General features: G+C 67.9%; 14 protein-coding genes. 13 read left to right on the forward strand and 1 reads right to left on the reverse strand.

Going from position 1 to position 15,793, the window contains the following annotated elements; genetic code table 11:
* Positions 1 to 54 precede the first annotated feature (54 nt).
* The 6 genes from H521_RS26315 to H521_RS0115900 all read left to right on the forward strand — a co-directional run bounded on the left by H521_RS26315 (position 55) and on the right by H521_RS0115900 (position 6,978).
* Positions 55 to 2,205, forward strand: coding sequence for an intein-containing Rv2578c family radical SAM protein (locus tag H521_RS26315; RefSeq protein ID WP_022894007.1), 2,151 nt, complete (start codon positions 55 to 57; stop codon positions 2,203 to 2,205).
* A 92-nt stretch (positions 2,206 to 2,297) separates the two neighbouring features.
* Entirely contained in the window at positions 2,298 to 3,608 is a 1,311-nt protein-coding gene (locus H521_RS0115880) for a sensor histidine kinase (protein ID WP_022894008.1), read from the forward strand.
* Positions 3,605 to 4,756: a hypothetical protein gene (locus tag H521_RS0115885; protein ID WP_156891493.1), complete on the forward strand. Its 1,152-nt coding sequence runs from the start codon at positions 3,605 to 3,607 to the stop codon at positions 4,754 to 4,756. The genes H521_RS0115880 and H521_RS0115885 overlap by 4 nt, the downstream gene beginning before the upstream one ends.
* Positions 4,743 to 5,426 (forward strand): response regulator transcription factor, encoded by a 684-nt coding sequence (locus H521_RS0115890; protein WP_022894010.1) that lies wholly within the window; start codon positions 4,743 to 4,745, stop codon positions 5,424 to 5,426. The genes H521_RS0115885 and H521_RS0115890 overlap by 14 nt, the downstream gene beginning before the upstream one ends.
* Entirely contained in the window at positions 5,427 to 6,041 is a 615-nt protein-coding gene (locus H521_RS0115895; RefSeq protein ID WP_022894011.1) for a thymidine kinase, read from the forward strand. It begins immediately after the preceding gene.
* Between the two features lie 76 nt (positions 6,042 to 6,117).
* Positions 6,118 to 6,978, forward strand: coding sequence for a universal stress protein (locus H521_RS0115900; RefSeq protein WP_026482368.1), 861 nt, complete (start codon positions 6,118 to 6,120; stop codon positions 6,976 to 6,978).
* Between the two features lie 18 nt (positions 6,979 to 6,996).
* Here H521_RS0115900 and H521_RS0115905 read toward each other — a convergent pair whose 3' ends face one another.
* Positions 6,997 to 7,653 carry a CPBP family intramembrane glutamic endopeptidase gene (locus H521_RS0115905; RefSeq protein WP_026482369.1) on the reverse strand — a complete coding sequence of 219 codons (657 nt, stop codon included), beginning with the start codon at positions 7,651 to 7,653 and terminating at the stop codon, positions 6,997 to 6,999.
* A 174-nt stretch (positions 7,654 to 7,827) separates the two neighbouring features.
* Here H521_RS0115905 and H521_RS0115910 point away from each other — a divergent pair, with 174 nt between their 5' ends.
* The 7 genes from H521_RS0115910 to H521_RS0115940 all read left to right on the forward strand — a co-directional run bounded on the left by H521_RS0115910 (position 7,828) and on the right by H521_RS0115940 (position 15,549).
* Entirely contained in the window at positions 7,828 to 9,255 is a 1,428-nt protein-coding gene (locus H521_RS0115910; RefSeq protein WP_022894012.1) for a tyrosine-protein kinase domain-containing protein, read from the forward strand.
* 11 nt (positions 9,256 to 9,266) lie between these two features.
* Positions 9,267 to 9,863, forward strand: a complete 597-nt coding sequence (locus tag H521_RS0115915; protein WP_281167455.1) for an arsenate reductase/protein-tyrosine-phosphatase family protein — start codon at positions 9,267 to 9,269, stop codon at positions 9,861 to 9,863.
* Positions 9,864 to 9,947: 84 nt separating this feature from the next.
* The gene (locus H521_RS23805; RefSeq protein WP_245561007.1) at positions 9,948 to 11,387 is read left to right on the forward strand and encodes a sugar transferase; all 1,440 of its coding nucleotides are present in this window, start codon (positions 9,948 to 9,950) and stop codon (positions 11,385 to 11,387) included.
* Complete coding sequence (locus H521_RS23810; RefSeq protein WP_022894015.1) at positions 11,384 to 12,310, forward strand: glycosyltransferase family 2 protein; 927 nt, start codon at positions 11,384 to 11,386, stop codon at positions 12,308 to 12,310. The genes H521_RS23805 and H521_RS23810 overlap by 4 nt, the downstream gene beginning before the upstream one ends.
* Positions 12,303 to 13,121: a glycosyltransferase family 2 protein gene (locus tag H521_RS23815; protein WP_156891499.1), complete on the forward strand. Its 819-nt coding sequence runs from the start codon at positions 12,303 to 12,305 to the stop codon at positions 13,119 to 13,121. Before H521_RS23810 ends, H521_RS23815 begins: the two co-directional genes overlap by 8 nt.
* Before the next feature lie 38 nt (positions 13,122 to 13,159).
* Positions 13,160 to 14,443, forward strand: coding sequence for a hypothetical protein (locus tag H521_RS0115935; protein ID WP_022894017.1), 1,284 nt, complete (start codon positions 13,160 to 13,162; stop codon positions 14,441 to 14,443).
* Positions 14,437 to 15,549: a hypothetical protein gene (locus tag H521_RS0115940; protein WP_022894018.1), complete on the forward strand. Its 1,113-nt coding sequence runs from the start codon at positions 14,437 to 14,439 to the stop codon at positions 15,547 to 15,549. Before H521_RS0115935 ends, H521_RS0115940 begins: the two co-directional genes overlap by 7 nt.
* The last annotated feature ends 244 nt before the right edge of the window (positions 15,550 to 15,793 follow it).

A 15,793-nucleotide genomic window follows, 5' to 3' on the forward strand; every position in this document is an offset into this window, starting at 1 on the left:
GCCGCGCCGAGGCATCCGCTTGCTTCTCATTCGAACATGTGTTCGACTGTCTGCATGCGGTGGAGCGGGCAGGAACTGGGCGTCGACCAGCTCGGCGCGCTGCCCGGGCTCGCGAAACTCAGCAACCTCGTGCGCTCGGTGCAGACGCCCGACTTCGCTGGCGTCACCTTTCACGAGGTGCTCGCGAAGTCCGCACTCAATCGCGTGCCCGGCCAGTCGGCGATGCCCTTCGGGTGGACCATCAACCCCTATCGGGGCTGCACCCACGCGTGCTCCTACTGCCTGCATCCCGACACGCTCATCACCATGGCCGACGGGCGGGAGCGGGCGTTGAGATCGCTGGAGGTCGGCGACGAAGTGCTCGGCACGCGTGTCGATGGGCGGTATCGGCGGTACGCGGCATCGACGGTCGTCGCGAAGTGGTCGACGCGCAAGCCGGCGTTCAGGGTCACGCTCGCCGACGGCACCCGACTCGTCGCGAGCGGCGACCACCGGTTCCTCACAGCACGCGGGTGGAAGCACGTGACGGGGCGAATGTCCGGAAGCGCTCGTCGCCCGTATCTCACGACGTCGAACTCGCTCATGGGATTCGGGAATCGCGGCAGGGGGGCCGCGCCAGGTTCATTCTCCGACGACTACAGACGCGGATACCTGACGGGCATGATCCGTGGCGATGGCATGATGCTGCGACGAACCTACCCGCGCGCGAACGGTGGCGAATACTTGGCCAGCCGCTTTCGACTGGCTCTCGCCGACGATGAGGCGTTGGCACGGACGCAGGATTTTCTCGCGGCCGTCGGCGTAGCGACGACGCGATTCCCGTTCAGCCCGGCAGCACCGACCCGGCGGGCAATGGATGCCATCCGCACGAGCCGCACCGCGGACTACGACCGAATCACGTCGACCATCGAATGGCCGACGAACAGATCGATCGACTGGAGCGCCGGGTATCTCGGAGGTGTCTTCGACGCCGAGGGCTCCTGCTCACGTGGAGTGCTGCGGATCAGCAATTCTGATGAAGCGATACTGACGGAGATCGAAGATGCACTCGACCGATTCGAATTCGCATTCGTGCGTGAGCCGCAGCGGGAGAACGGCGTCACGAACATCCGTCTGCGCGGTGGACTCCCGGTGCGAAACGCGTTCTTCGCACTCGCCAGACCGGCTATCTCCAAGAAGCTCGCGCTCGTGGGTTCCGCCGTGAAGACCTCGAGCAACCTGCAGGTCGTCTCGATCGAACCGCTCGATGACATCGTCGACCTGATCGACATCACCACGACGACCGGGGACTTCATCGCCAACGGCGTCGTCAGTCACAATTGTTTCGCCCGCCCGACCCACACCTACCTCGATCTCGACGCCGGCGACGACTTCGACCGTCAGATCATCGTGAAGGTCAATGTGGCCGATGTGCTCCGAGCCGAACTCGCGAAGCCGTCGTGGCGGCGCGAGCCGGTGGCGCTCGGCACCAACACCGACCCCTACCAGCGGGCCGAGGGGCGCTATTCGCTCATGCCCGGCATCATCGAGGCCCTCGCCGACAGCGGCACGCCGTTCAGCATCCTCACGAAGGGCACCCTGCTGCGGCGCGACCTGCCGCTCCTCGTCGCAGCGGCCGAGCGCGTTCCGGTCGACCTCGCCCTGTCGATCGCGATCTACGACCACGAGCTGCAGCAGTCGGTCGAGCCCGGCACGCCGAGCACGAAGGCGCGTCTCGCCACGGTCACCGCCGTGCGCGACGCCGGGTTCGACTGCTCGGTCTTCCTGATGCCGATCCTGCCGTACCTCACCGATTCGAAAGCGCACCTCGACGGGGCGCTCCGCAGCGTGAAGGCGGCGGGCGGCACGAGCGTGCTCTACACGGCCCTGCATCTGCGCGGCGGCGTGAAGCCGTGGTTCATGCAGTGGCTCGAGCACGCCCACCCCGAACTCGTGCCGAAGTACCGCTCCATGTACTACGGCAACAACGCCTACGCACCGAAGGCGTATCGACACTGGCTCGGCGAACGCATTCGCCCGCTGATCAGGGCGCACGGTCTCGAACGAGGGCGCGAAGACCCCGTCACCGGGGGAGTCCGCTCCTCTGCGCTCGCGCAGGGTCCAGCCACGTTTCGCAGGCCGCCGGTCGGGGTGCCCGCGCCGGTTTCGGGCGCAGAGCTCCCCGACGCCTTCGGGCTTCCCGTCGACCCATCGGCACTGTTCTGATCGAGTCGTCCACGCAGCGGGCCGTGGAACTGCGATAATCCGCAGGGGCCCGAACTTCGGTTCGGCGCGCGCAGCACGAGCGGAGGACGACGATGACCCTGGGGTTGCCGGGCCACCTCGCGCGGGAATCGTCGAGTCGCGCGCTCGCCAATGCCGGCCACTGGGCCGCCTTCGCCTGTCTCGGCATCGCGGCCATCCTCGGCATCGTCATGGCGACGATCGGCGGCGAAACGAGATCCTGGCCGGCGGTCGCGCTGGTGGGCATCATGGTCGTGCTGCTCGCCTTCGTCGTTCGATTCCCCTCGGTGACGCTGACGGTCGCGTACCTCGTCGTCGGCACCGGGGTGGTGTGCGTGCTCACCGTGCTGGTCATGGAGCCGGGGAGCGTGTTCACCACGACGAACAATTCGGTGCTCGCCCTGCCGCGAATCGCGTTGATCCTCGTGGGCGGCGCCGGCAGCGGCTCGGTCATCGCGGTCGTGTGGGCGACCCTCGGCTTCGGCCTCGGCGAAGCCGCCATGTTCCTCGGCGTCGCGCTCGTCGGCGGCACCTACGCGCCGAGCACGGCGACCACGCTCGCGTTCGCCCTGGTGGTGATCGCGCGGGTCTTCGACGGCGTCACGCGTCGACCCGACATGCGCCGCGAGACGGGCCTGCACCGGGCGAGCCAGCAGACCCGTGAGCTCGCGATCCGGCACGACATCGAGCTCCGCGCGACGGCACGCTTGCACGACACCGCGCTCAGCCACCTCGTGGCGATCGCCGCTGCCGGCTCCGGGCCCGTGGATGAACGCCTCCGCCTCGGCATCCGGCAAGATCTCGGTCTCATCGTCGGTCGTGACTGGGCGAGTGATCACGCAGCCGAGGCCGTGACGAGGCCGGCTACCGGCGCACCGCGAGGCCGGCGTTCGAGGGGCGACGGGAGGCCGCCCTGGGGCGGCAGAAGCACGCAGGCCACCGATGCAGTGCGAGCCGATTCGAGCCGACGCATCGACGGCACGACGCCCGACGATGAGGCTCCCTCGCTCACGAACGCGTTCTCGGCGGCGGCCAACGCCGGGCTCGAGGTGCGCGTCACCGGCGACGTCGCGGTGCTCGGCACGCTCGGCCCGGCTCGTGCGGCAGCGCTCGACGCGGCGGTTGCGCAGTGCCTCATCAATGTCGCCCGGCATGCCGGCGTCGACCAGGCAGAACTCGCGATCGGGCTCGGCGGCGGCGAGGTCACCGTTGCCGTGATGGACAGCGGCGCCGGGTTCGACGAGCGCGAGGTGCCGCCCGACCGCATCGGGCTGCGCACCTCCATCCGAGCCCGCATCGAGCAGGAGCGGGGCACGGTGCGGCTCTGGTCGACGAAGGGTATCGGCACGACCATCGTGCTGACCGTGCCCGAGGGCGGCGAATGAGCGGACGCATGCGGCTCACCCAGCAGGAGGCCGACCCGGTCGGGGCGATCACCGCGTACCCGATCGTGACGATCGGGGCAGTTCTGGCGTTCTCGCTGGCCGTGGCCATGACCTGGGTGCACTGGGGCGAGGTCGGCTCACCGATCGCGGCGGTGCTCGCGCTGCTGCTCGTCGCCGCGGCCGGCATCATCGCGGCCGTGTCGGCGACACCGGCCCGCGCGCCGTTCCCCGTCGAACGCCTCTGGCTCGTCGTGACGCTCTCGGTCGGAGCCGCGATCGCCGAGTATGTGAGCTCGATCGGCAACAACCGATTCCTCTACGACGACTTCGGCCCCGCCGTGATCGGCCTGCTGATCCTCTCGCTCGCCCCGTTCTGCACGTGGGTGTCGGCGGCGATGGCCGGAGTGCTGTCGGCGGCAGTGCTCTCGATCCTCGTGTTCGGGGCGGCGGCCTACACGGCATCGGATGCCCCGGTCGCCGCGCTCATCGCCGTGAACTCGGCACCGGTGCTGTCGATGTCGGCGGCCGCGGCCGGGTATTCGTACGGCATCATCTCGGAGACGCTCGCCTGGCAGCGGGAGGCGAATCGTGCGGCGTTGCACCGCGACGCCGAATTGCGTGCCGGCATCGCGCGATCGGTGCAGCAGGGCCGAGTGTCCGTGCTCGGGCGGGAGGTGCTGCCCTTCCTCGCCGGGGTCATGACGGCCGATCGCATCTCCGTCGCCGACGCAGACCGGGCGCGTGAACTCGCCGAAGCGCTGCGGCGAGCGCTTCGGGCCGGCATCGAATCGACGTGGCTCGACGATCTCGCCGCGAATGTGCGCTTGAGCCGCGGCATCGACACGATCATCGACGACCCGACCGGCGCGGCCGCCGATCTCAGTGCCGATCAGCGCTCCGCATTGACCGCGCTCATCTCGTGGCTCGGTGACGCCGAGCGGTCGCAGCTGATCAGGGTCGCGTTCACGAACGAGGGCGAAGACGGTGAGCGCGGCGCCATCACGCTCGTCACCGACGTCGGCGCGGCGGCGCCGACCCGACGCGAGCTCGATCGCTTCGTCGCCGTGGCGCGCGCGGTCGCGTTACGAGCGGATTCCGCGCTGACGCGAGAGAATGTGACCGTGGAGTTGAGCTATGACATCGACTGAGCCGTTTCCGTCGGCGGTCGCCCCTGCGCCGCCGCATCGGCTGGCGCTGCTCGACGACCACGAGCTCATCGTCGACAGCCTCGCCCGCTGGTTCACCGACTTCGCCCCCGATTTCGAGGTCGTGGTCCGCGCCACGAGCTGGATGGAGCTCGTGCGCGATCCCGCGTTCCCCGTCGACCTCGTGCTGATGGATCTCCAGCTCGGCGACACCGTGTCGATCGAATCGCGCATCAGGGCGTGCCGTGCTGCCGGGGCGAAAGTGCTCGTCGTCACGGCGATCGATGACGAGGACTCGCGGCAGCGCTCGCTCGTGGCGGGCGCCGCAGGGTTCGTCTCCAAGACGACGCCCGCTCACGACCTCGTCGACCACGCACGCCGCGTCATGCGCGGTGAGCGCTTGCAGCGGCATCCGCATGGTTCAGATCACGGCGACGCCGCGGCCGCCGGAGCGCACGAGCCGGTGGCCCTCAGCGCCGCCGAAGAGAAGGCGCTCCGCTACTACGCGCAGGGCCTCAGCACGGTCGAGGTCGGTCGGCGCATGGAGATCGGCTACGAGACGGCGAAGACGTACTTGCGGCGGGTGCGCGACAAGTACGCCAAGGCGGGGCGCCCGGCGAGCCGCAAGTCCGAACTGATCCGCCGTGCGGCGGAAGACGGGTACCTCGAATAGATGGCGAAGCTGTACTTCCGCTATGGGGCGATGAACTCCGGCAAATCGACGGCGTTGCTCCAGGCGGCCTTCAACTACGAGGAGCGCGGCCATCAGGTGCTGCTCGCGAAGCCGGCGGTCGACACGAAGGGCGACCGCGACATCGTGTCGCGACTCGGCGTGGTGCGCGAGGTCGACTTCACGATCGCGCCCGAGAGCAACGTGCTCGACCTGTTCCAGTCGTTGCGCAACCGCATCATCGAGCAGCACGGCCGAGACGTGAGCTGCCTCCTCGTCGACGAGGCGCAATTCCTGAACGCCGACCAGGTCGACGACCTGCTGCGCATCGCGCTCATCGACGGCGTGCCGGTGCTCGCCTACGGCATTCGCACCGACTTCCAGACCGTGGCCTTTCCCGGCAGCCGCCGCCTGCTCGAGATCGCGCACAGCCTCGAAGAGCTCAAGACCATCTGCCGCTGCGGCCGCAAGGCGATCTTCAACGCGCGGCTCATCGACGGCCTGTTCGTCTTCGACGGCGCCCAGGTCGCGATCGACGGCGAGGCCGTCACCTACGAGTCGCTCTGCGGCGTCTGCTATCTCGAAGAGAGCGGCGGGGTGCTGAACGGCCGCCACTGAGCGAGCGCTCGCGCAAGGGGCTGGCGCCGCCGTGCGCCGCGCGTGAAGATGGAGTGAGAACCCGCGGAGGTGCGCCATGAACGAGATCGCGGTCGGTGTCAGCACCGGAGGCTCCGCCACCATGCGGGCGGTGCGCTGGGCGGCGGAGCGCGCGTCGGCTCGAAGCCTCACGCTTCGCCTCGTGCACGTCGTCGACGAGTCCGAGGGTCTCGGCGCAGACCTCACGGGCGGCGAGCTGCTGCGTGCCGCAGAAGACCGCGCGCACGGATGCCTCGACGAGGCGTCGTTCGCGGCGGCGGGTGTCGACCCGGCCCTCGAGGTCGTGACCACGCTCGAGCGCGGATCGCCCGTCGAGGTGTTCGAGCGCATCTCCGATGGCGCCGCGATGCTCGTGGTCGGCAGCGACTGGCACGGCGGCCAGCGAGCGAGTCGCCGTCGCGTGCACAGCCTGCGCATCGCGGCGGCGAGCCACGCCCCCGTGGCGGTGATCCCCGATCTCGACCTGAGCGGGCGCAGCGGTGTCGTCGTGGGCGTCGACGGCTCGCACATCTCAGACAACGCGCTCTCGTTCGCCGCCGAAGAGGCCGATCGCATCGGTGAACCGCTCATCGCCGTCCACTCGTGGGACGTTGTGGCCATGGTCGGCGGCGAGTACGGCTACGGTGCGCCGGTGATCGCCACCGACGACCTGGCGCGAGCCGAGTCCGAGATCCTCGACGCCGCGCTCGCGCCGGTGGTGGCCGACCATCCCGGTCTCGAGCTGCGGCGGGTCGTGGTGGCGGGCGACCCGGTGCACGACCTGTCGGATGCCGCCGCGGGCGCGACACTGCTCGTGGTCGGCAGCCATGGGCGAGGCGTCATTGCACGATTCCTGCTCGGCTCGGTCAGCCAGGGCGTGCTGGCGAACCTCGAGGCGCCGACGGTCGTCATCAGGTGAGTCGGCGCGAATGCCGGATCAGCGCGCGAGCAGCGCGGCGATGAGGGTGCCGTTGAACACCACGTGAGCGATGATCGCGCTCCCGAGCCGGCCGGTGGTCGCGGCGAGCACACCGGTCGCGAGCCCGAGCACGAGGGCCCCGGTGAACGTCATCCACGCAGCCGTGCCCGAGAGCCCGACACTCACGGCGAGGTGCATGAGCGCGAAGACGGTCGCGCACACCACGACGGCGAGGGCCAGCGCCACGACGTGTGCACCTCGGGTGCGCCGAGCGAGTGCGCGGAGCAGGAGGCCTCGGTAGAACGTCTCTTCGACGAGCGGCGCCAGCACGACGGGTGCGAGGATCACGCCGAACCAGAGGGCGAACCCGGTCGGCAACGCGAGCACTCCTCCATCGAGCGACGTACGGCCGGTCGCGCCGAGCTCGACGAGGCTCGCGATGCCGCGGGCCACCAGGCCCGCACCGGCGCCCCAGAGCAGGTCGATCCAGGTGATTCCGAAGCCGAAGTCCCGCCACCTCGAGCGACGCCCGCGCACGGCGTCGGCCACCCAGAGCACGACCACGAGCGGCAGCCACACCGCGAGATAGCCGGCGAGCACCTGCAGCCACTCATCGATCACGACCGTGCGAGTGATCCACGTCCAGCCCAGCGAGCATGCGAACACGAGAAGCATGCCGATCGCGGCATCCGAAAGCCCCCAGCGCTGGCCATTCGCGTCGAAGATGGCAGATCGGGGAGTGTCGGTTGTTGACAGCCCCCCATCCGGCGGGGCATCTTGAGAGGGTGCCACGGGGCAAGCGTAACCGTGTCGCGTTTCAGCACGCTGTGGGGACGGGGACTGAACAACGTGGAATTGCGCGACTACATCCGTATCTTGCGGCAGAGTTGGGTGTTGATCGTGTTGCTCACGCTCCTCGGCCTGGCCGCCGGTGTGCTGCTCTCGATCGCACAGACGCCCAAGTTCAGCTCATCGGCGAAGGTGTTCGTGTCGACCTCGAACGGCGGCACGATCGGTGAGATCCAGCAGGGAAGCGCTTTCACGCAACAGCGAGTGAAGACCTACGCAGACCTCACGACGACGCCCATCGTTCTGCTGCCCGTGATCGCCGAGCTGCAGCTCGACCTGACGAGCGAGGAACTGGCCCGTGATGTCACGGCGGTCATCCTCCCCGACACGACCCTCATCGAGATCGCGGTGGTCGGCGAAGATCCCGCGCTCGCCGCCGAGGTCGCGACCGCGATCTCCGAGAGTCTGACGACGGTCGTCGAGTCGATCGAGACGACGGGAACCGGCGAGGCGGACGCCGAGGGCCAGCCCGTGACGGCCTCACCCGTGAGCCTCACGCTGGTGCAGCATGCCTCCGTGCCGCAGCAGCCCGTGAGCCCGAACGTCGTGCTCAACATCGCGCTCGGCGGACTCATCGGGCTCGTGCTCGGTGTCGGCGCAGCGGTGTTGCGCGAGACGCTCGACACGAGGATCCGGAATCAGCGCGACCTCGAATCGGTCACCGAGGTGCCGGTCATCGGCGGCATCGTCTTCGATCCGAAGGCGAAGGACCGACCGCTCATCGTGCACGCCGATCCGCACTCGCCGCGCGCCGAATCCTTCCGTGCGCTGCGCACGAACCTGCAGTTCCTCGATGCGGCTCGGCCCGAGCGCTCGTTCGTGGTCACCTCGTCGATCGAGTCCGAGGGCAAGTCGACCACTGCCGCGAACCTCGCGATCGCCTTGTCGGATGCCGGTGCGAAGGTGCTGCTCGTCGACGCCGACCTGCGCCGGCCGAAGGTCGCGTCGTATCTCGGCATCGAGGGGGCGGTCGGCCTGACCGATGTGCTGATCGGCAGAACCGAGCTCGTCGACGTGATCCAGCCCTGGGGTCGGAGCCAGATGTACGTCCTGCCCGCCGGCCGAGTGCCGCCGAACCCGAGCGAGCTGCTGGGCTCGTCGGCGATGGTCGAGACGGTCGCCGAACTGAACGCCGCATTCGACGTGGTGCTCTTCGATGCACCGCCGCTGCTCCCGGTCACGGATGCTGCGGTGCTGACCCGCGCCGCCGGCGGGGCCATCCTCGTGGTGGCCGCCGGGCGGGCGCACAAGGGACAGGTCAGGGGAGCGTTCTCCGTGCTCGAGAACGTCGACGCGAAGGTCTCGGGCATCGTGCTGACCATGCTGCCCACGAAGGGACCCGACGCCTACGGCTACGGCTACGGCAGCTACGGCTACGGGTATGGATACGGCTACGCACCCAAAGAGGAGACGGTGGGCGGCGTGTGAACGTGCTCGTCGTGTGCACCGGGAACGTGTGCCGTTCTCCCGTGGCCGAGCAACTGCTCGCCGCGCGGCTCGATGCCGCAGGCTTCGACGATGTGCGCGTCTCGAGCGCGGGAACCCGCGCGCTCGCCGGCAGCCCGATGACGCCTCAAGCTGCCGACCTCTCGCGCCGATACGGTGTCGACCCGGGTGATCATGTCGCGCGTCAACTGACCGAGCAGCTCGCGCTCGAGGCCGACCTCGTGCTCACCGCGACTCGCGCCCAGCGTGCCGAGGTCGCAGAGCTCGTGCCGCGCGCTGCCCGTCGCACCTACACCCTGCGCGAGTTCGCGAGAGTGCTTCACTTCCTCGCGAGCGATGACGCGCTCGAAGCTCCAGAGACGCTCGGCACCGGCGCCGGATCCCGCATGCAGCGGGCCGCGGATGCCGCCAGCCGATCCCGAGGCCTTGCGCCACCGCCGTCCGACCCGAACGACGACGACATCCTCGATCCGTACCGCGCTTCCCACGCGGTCTACGACGAGGCCGGCCGACTGATCGACGATGCCGTCGATGCTGTCGTGACCGCGCTCGCTGCTCCATCGGTGTCGGGCGGTCGCGGTGGCTCGTAACGATTCAGGAATCGGGCAACAGCGCGCGCACGCCCAGACGGGGGCCGGCTCATGGTGATGGGCCGGTTCTATGCTGCTGCCACGATGACGACGTCGGCGTGGTCGTCGAAGCTCGCGTCGCGCGTGCGCCTCACCGACCTGCTCGTGCTGCTCTGGGTCGTCTTCGGCACCCAGATCGGGTGGGTCGGCCTCGACCGCACCGCGAGAGGCTTCAGCGGGTCGCGCGGCGATATCGCCGTCAGTTACACGATCGTCTCGTTCGTCATCGTCGCGGCGTGGATGATCGCGCTCGAACTCTTCGACACGCGCTCGCCGCGCGTACTCGGCCTCGGAACCCAGGAGTACCGGGCGGTCGCCGACTCCGCGGTGCGACTGTTCGGGCTCGTCGCCATCGTGGCCTTCCTGTTCAAGATCGACATCGGTCGCGGCTACATCCTGATCGCATTCCCCCTCGGCGTTCTCGTGCTGGTCTTCTCGCGGTGGATGTGGCGGCAATGGCTCGGGGTCATGCGCCGACGGGGGGAGTATTCATCCCGCGTGCTCCTCGTGGGTTCCGAAGCATCCGTGACCGTGATCGCCCGCGAGTTCGCCAGGATGCCGGAGGCCGGCTACCGCGTCGCCGGGGCGTGCGTGCCCGGCAGTGGTGGCGATCACCTGCCGGGCACACGCATCCCCGTCGAGTACGGAGTCGAACACGCGCTCGCCGTGATGCGCGACTTCGGCGCCGACACCGTCGTGATCACGAGTGCCGATGAGCTCGGACCCGATCAAGTACGTCGATTGAGCTGGGGATTGATCCCCGGCGCTGAGCACCTCGTCGTGGCGCCGAGCCTCATCGACATCGGCGGCCCGCGCATTCACACGAGGCCCGTTGCGGGACTGCCGCTCATGCACGTGGAGACCCCGAGGTTCGAGGGTCGAAAACTCGTGGCGAAGCGGATCTTCGACCTCATCATCTCGTTCGCCATCGTGGTGATGCTCTCGCCGCTCCTGGCGGTGCTCGCCATCTGCGTCAAGGCCACGTCACCCGGCCCCGTCTTCTATCGTCAGGTTCGCGTCGGGCTCAAGGGCCGGCCGTTCACGATGCTGAAGTTCCGCTCGATGAGCGACGGAGCCGACGCGCACCTCGCCGCGTTGCTCGCTCGCGACGGCACCGACACGAAACCGCTGTTCAAGGTGCAGAACGACCCGCGGGTCACGTCCATCGGCAGCGTGCTCCGCAAGTACTCGCTCGACGAGCTGCCGCAACTGTTCAACGTGCTCCACGGCAGCATGAGTCTCGTGGGTCCGCGTCCGCAGCGCAGCGCCGAGGTCGAACTGTACGACCACGCTGCCGGCCGTCGGCTGTTCGTGCAGCCGGGAATGACCGGACTCTGGCAGGTGAGCGGCCGTTCGACCCTCTCGTGGGAGGAGAGCGTTCGCCTCGACCTCTATTACGTCGAGAACTGGTCGATCACGGGCGACCTGACCATTCTGGTGCGGACGTTCCGCGCCGTGATCCTCCCCGGACGGAGCGCGATATGAACGACATCGATGGAGGCAGTGCGGAGCGGATCGTGGATCTCGATGTCGTCATCGTCACGTACGGCAGGAGCGACCTCGTTCGCGAATGCCTGGACTCGCTCGAGTCCGCGAAGCCACGCATCCCCATTCGCGTGTCGGTGGTCGACAACAATTCGCCGGACGACACACCTGCGATGGTCGAGCGCGAGTTCCCCAACGTGTTGCTGACACGCCGATCGGGAAACGACGGGTTCGCGGTGGCGAACAACGTCGTGCTTCGTGAGTCGGCCGCGGCCTATGTGCTGCTGCTCAATCCCGATACTCGCGTGGAGCCCGGCACCATCGATCACCTCATCGAGGTGCTCGAACGAGAAACGGATGTCGGCATGATCGGTTGCCGCCTCCTGACTGCCGACGGCTCGCCTGACCATGCGGCGAAGCGGAGCATCCCGACCCTGTCGACCGCAGCCCACTACTTTCTGCTTCGCGCACTCGGTCGGACCGGCTCCGCCTATGTCCGTCCGGATATCACCGATGACACGGTTGCGGACGTCGATGCCGTCAATGGCGCATTCATGTTGGTGAGGAGGGAGGCGCTGGCCGAGGTCGGCCCGCTCGATGAGCGCTATTGGATGTACGCCGAAGATCTCGATTGGTGCGTGAGGTTTCGGAACACCGGTTGGCGAGTGGTCTACGACGGAAGCGTCATCGCACATCACCTCAAGGGTGGCAGCTCGAGCGGGCCACGGCGTGTTCCGCTGAACTACCAGTTCCACCGCAGCATGGCGCTGTTCTACCTTCGGCACCTGCGATCGCGCAGCGTTGTCGTCGACGTGCTCGTGGTGGCCGCCATCTGGAGCCGGTTCGGCGTGTCGGTGGTCGTCAACGCGATGAGCCGGGGTGCTGGGCGTCTTCGTGCGGTGGCAGTCGGTGCGCATGCCTGACGTGGTGAGCGTGATCATGCCGACGTACAACCGGCTCCACGTTCTCGCACGCGCGATGGACAGTGTGCTCGAGCAGACTGCGGCGGTTCTGGAGCTCATCGTGGTCGACGACGGTTCCACGGACGGCTCGGTCGAATATCTGCGACATCGCGCGTCGGCCGACCCACGGATCAAGGTCATCGAGACCGCGCATGCGGGCGCTGCGGCCGCTCGGAACCGCGGAATCGAGGCTGCCGGTGGCGAGTTCATCGCGTTCCAGGACAGTGACGACGAATGGCATCCCGACTTCATCGAGCGTCTGCTGCCGCATGTACGCGGCCGGTCCGATCTCGTGGCATTCGTCTCGCACAGCGTCCGTTTCCGTGACGGCTCGCAGATGGTCGTGCCCCGATCGGCGATCGAACGACCAGAGCGTGAGCTGCTGTACCGGAGCGTGGCATCGACGCAGACACTGCTCATCCCATCCGTACTGCTGCGTGACGGAGCGTTCGACCCCGCGCTTCGTCGCTTCCAGGACTGGGACCTGTGCCTGAGCCTGCTCGAGCGAGGCGGAGTCACGTTCCGACATGTCCCGGTGATCGCGGCCACCCTGTACCGCTTGGACGACAGCATCTCGGAAGGCAGCACGAAGTTGCGATCCGCGAGCCTCCGCAGAATCCTGCGACGGCATCGGCCGTTGTTCCGGCGGCATCCGCTCGCGCTGGCCAGGCTCCTCGTGCGCGCCTACTTGCGGCCGGGCATCGGATCTCGGAGCACGGCGGTCGATCGGTCACCTGAGGCGGCCGGTCTTCGCGACTTGGGGGCACTGTGAGCCGGGTCGCGACCAGTGCCGCGGTCACTGTTCCTCTGATGCCGACCGCGGCGGCACCATCGCGTCGAGCGGCCACCGGTGTCACGGTGTCCGTCGTCATCGCGATCGTCGGTGCTCTGCTCAGCTACAAGATCGGGGGGCGATTCGCTCTGTCGAATGTGGCGCAGATCGTTGCGGTCGTCGTGCTCTTCGCCTCGCTGCCCCGTCTTCTGCGTGCTCGCGACGTCATGTTCCTGCTGCTCGGTTTCGCGGGAGTGCTGCTCGCCGCCGTGCTCGTCTCGAACGAGTACGGCTACCGGCTCGCTCCCGAGTTCAGCGCGTACTACGGCCTCGCGGCGCTCTGGCTGCTGGGGATCTATCGCGCATGCCGAACCTATGACGCGGGCGCTGCCGTCGCACAGGGGTTCCGCTGGGCGATCCCGTTCGCGCTCGTCTACCTCCTACTCCAACTCGGTCTCGACCTGTCCGGTGGAACTGATCGTCGCCGACTCGGATTCGACGACAAATCGCATGCGTCCGTCTACGCCAGCTTTCTCGCATTCGCGGCGCTTCGCTTCCTTCCGGGGCGTGCTCGGCTGCTGGTCTCGCTGGTGTTCCTGATCGTGGCCTTCCTGACGATCTCTCGGCTGCCGTTCGTGTTCGCGCCGGTGTACGTGCTCGCATTCCTCGTGGAGTACCGAAAGGTGCGTGCTGAAGCGCGGACTCCGTTGGAGGTCTATTTCGCTCACCTCACGCTCGCCGGCACCGTCCTCACGCCGCTCGTGCTTGCCGCGCAGGCCGCAGGTCTCTTCCGCTCGTTCGATCGGTTCTTCGGGTCGGGCGAGTTCACGAACGCGTCCACCACCGCTCACCTACTCCTCCTCCAGTACGCCGCGCAGCTGAAAATCGATACGGTCGGAAACATGCTCTTCGGCATCACGCCGGGTGGGTTCGCGGGCGTTCTCTCTCGAAGCGATATCGACGTCGGCCAATTCGCGATGACCGATCCACCCGGGTATGAGAAGTTGTTGGAGGGCACCGCGCCGATGCATTCGAGCCTCGGTTCGATCGTCCTCGAGTTCCCCTTGTGGGTATCAGTTGCATATCTCGTGCTCGTGGCATGGGCGTTCCTGCGCTTGTATCGCAACCGCGAGTGGGTGATGCTCTGTTTCCTGACGGGGTTCTTCGCGGCGACCATCTTCTACAGCAGCCAGACCGAGCTGTACTTCTGCGTGGCGTGGACGAGCATCATCGCGGTCGCGGCCGCCTCGGTCCCGACGCCAAGCGACTCCGGCGGCCGTGCTCGCCGCTCGCCGCCCCGGGCCGGAGGTGTGCGATGGTGACCAACGAACTCGACGCGCCGACGCAGGAGGCGACCTCGGATGGGGGTCGACAGCGCATCGTGCATGTGTGGCTGAGCGGGCAGAGCGACAACGTCGGCGACTCCATGCTCCGCCGGGTCTATGCCGACCGCCTGCGCGTCTTGGGCCGTCTCTCCGCATGGGTCGGCGCACCAGAGTCGGGATACGCCGCCGGCTTGCGCCTCGGATCCGACGAGGTCGCCTCGAGCTACGCCAAGTGGTGCGCGGAGTTCGCCCGCACGGCCGCGACAGGCAATGGCGTCTTCGCCTTCAACGCGGGTGAATTCGTGCCCACTCGACGCTATGTCGCCGGTGTTGCGGCGCTCCTGCCCCTGATCCTCCTGCTCAAGCTTCGGGGTGGCCACATCGTCTGGCTCGGCGCGGGTGTGCGACGAACACGCCCAGGTTTCACCTGGCCGTTCTCACTCCTCGCTCGGTGGAGCGATCTCCTGCTCTGGCGCGATGCGACGTCTGTCCGACTGATGGGCCGTGGAGGCACGATGCCCGACTGGGCATTCGCGTCGAGGGGGCGCTCCCCTGAGGAGTCCACGGCGACGCGCGACCTCCTGACGGTCTCACTTCGAGGGGATCGAGAGCCGCCTGGAGACCGCTGGGTGGAGGCGGTACGGTCGCTCGCCGAACGACTGGATCTCGCCGTCGTCGTTGTCGTGCAGGTCGCCAGAGACCAGTCTGCGGCCGAGGTGCTGGCCACCCGCCTCGGATCGCCCCTGCACTCGTGGGCGACGGAGAATCATTGGGAGCAGGAACTCGCCGTCCGAGCGTTGTATCGAAGATCGCGTCTCGTGCTCTCCGACCGGCTTCACGCGCTGGTGATGGGCATGACCGAGTCGGCTGTGCCTCTCGGATGGTGCGAGTCGGCGGGTGACAAGATCACGCGGCATTTCGATGTGATCGGTGCATCGTGGGTGAGTACCGGAAGCGTCGACCCGGCGAAACTCGTGGATCGACTCGACGCGAGCAGACTCCTGGAGCTCGAGGAGGCGACCAGATCAGCCCTGTCGACCGCACAGCACGAGATCGAGGGGGTGAGCGTCCGGATGTCACGGCTCACTGGGACGCGCACGTGATCCGAGTTCTGCATACGCTGGCGGCTCCCGACGGGACGACCAGGTACGTCGACCATATGCTCGGTAGCGCTCCGCCCGATGTGCACGTGCTGACATTCTCATGGCCTCGAGCGATCTTCGGGCGCTATGACGTGTTGCACGTGCATTGGCCCGAGTATCTCGTACGTCATCGCAGCCGAGTCGGCCAGTTCGCCAAGCGCACCGCTCTCCGAGTGCTGCTCGCTCGGCTTCGATGGACGCGCAC

The sequence above is a fragment of the Agromyces subbeticus DSM 16689 genome, assembly GCF_000421565.1.
Taxonomy (GTDB): domain Bacteria; phylum Actinomycetota; class Actinomycetes; order Actinomycetales; family Microbacteriaceae; genus Agromyces; species Agromyces subbeticus.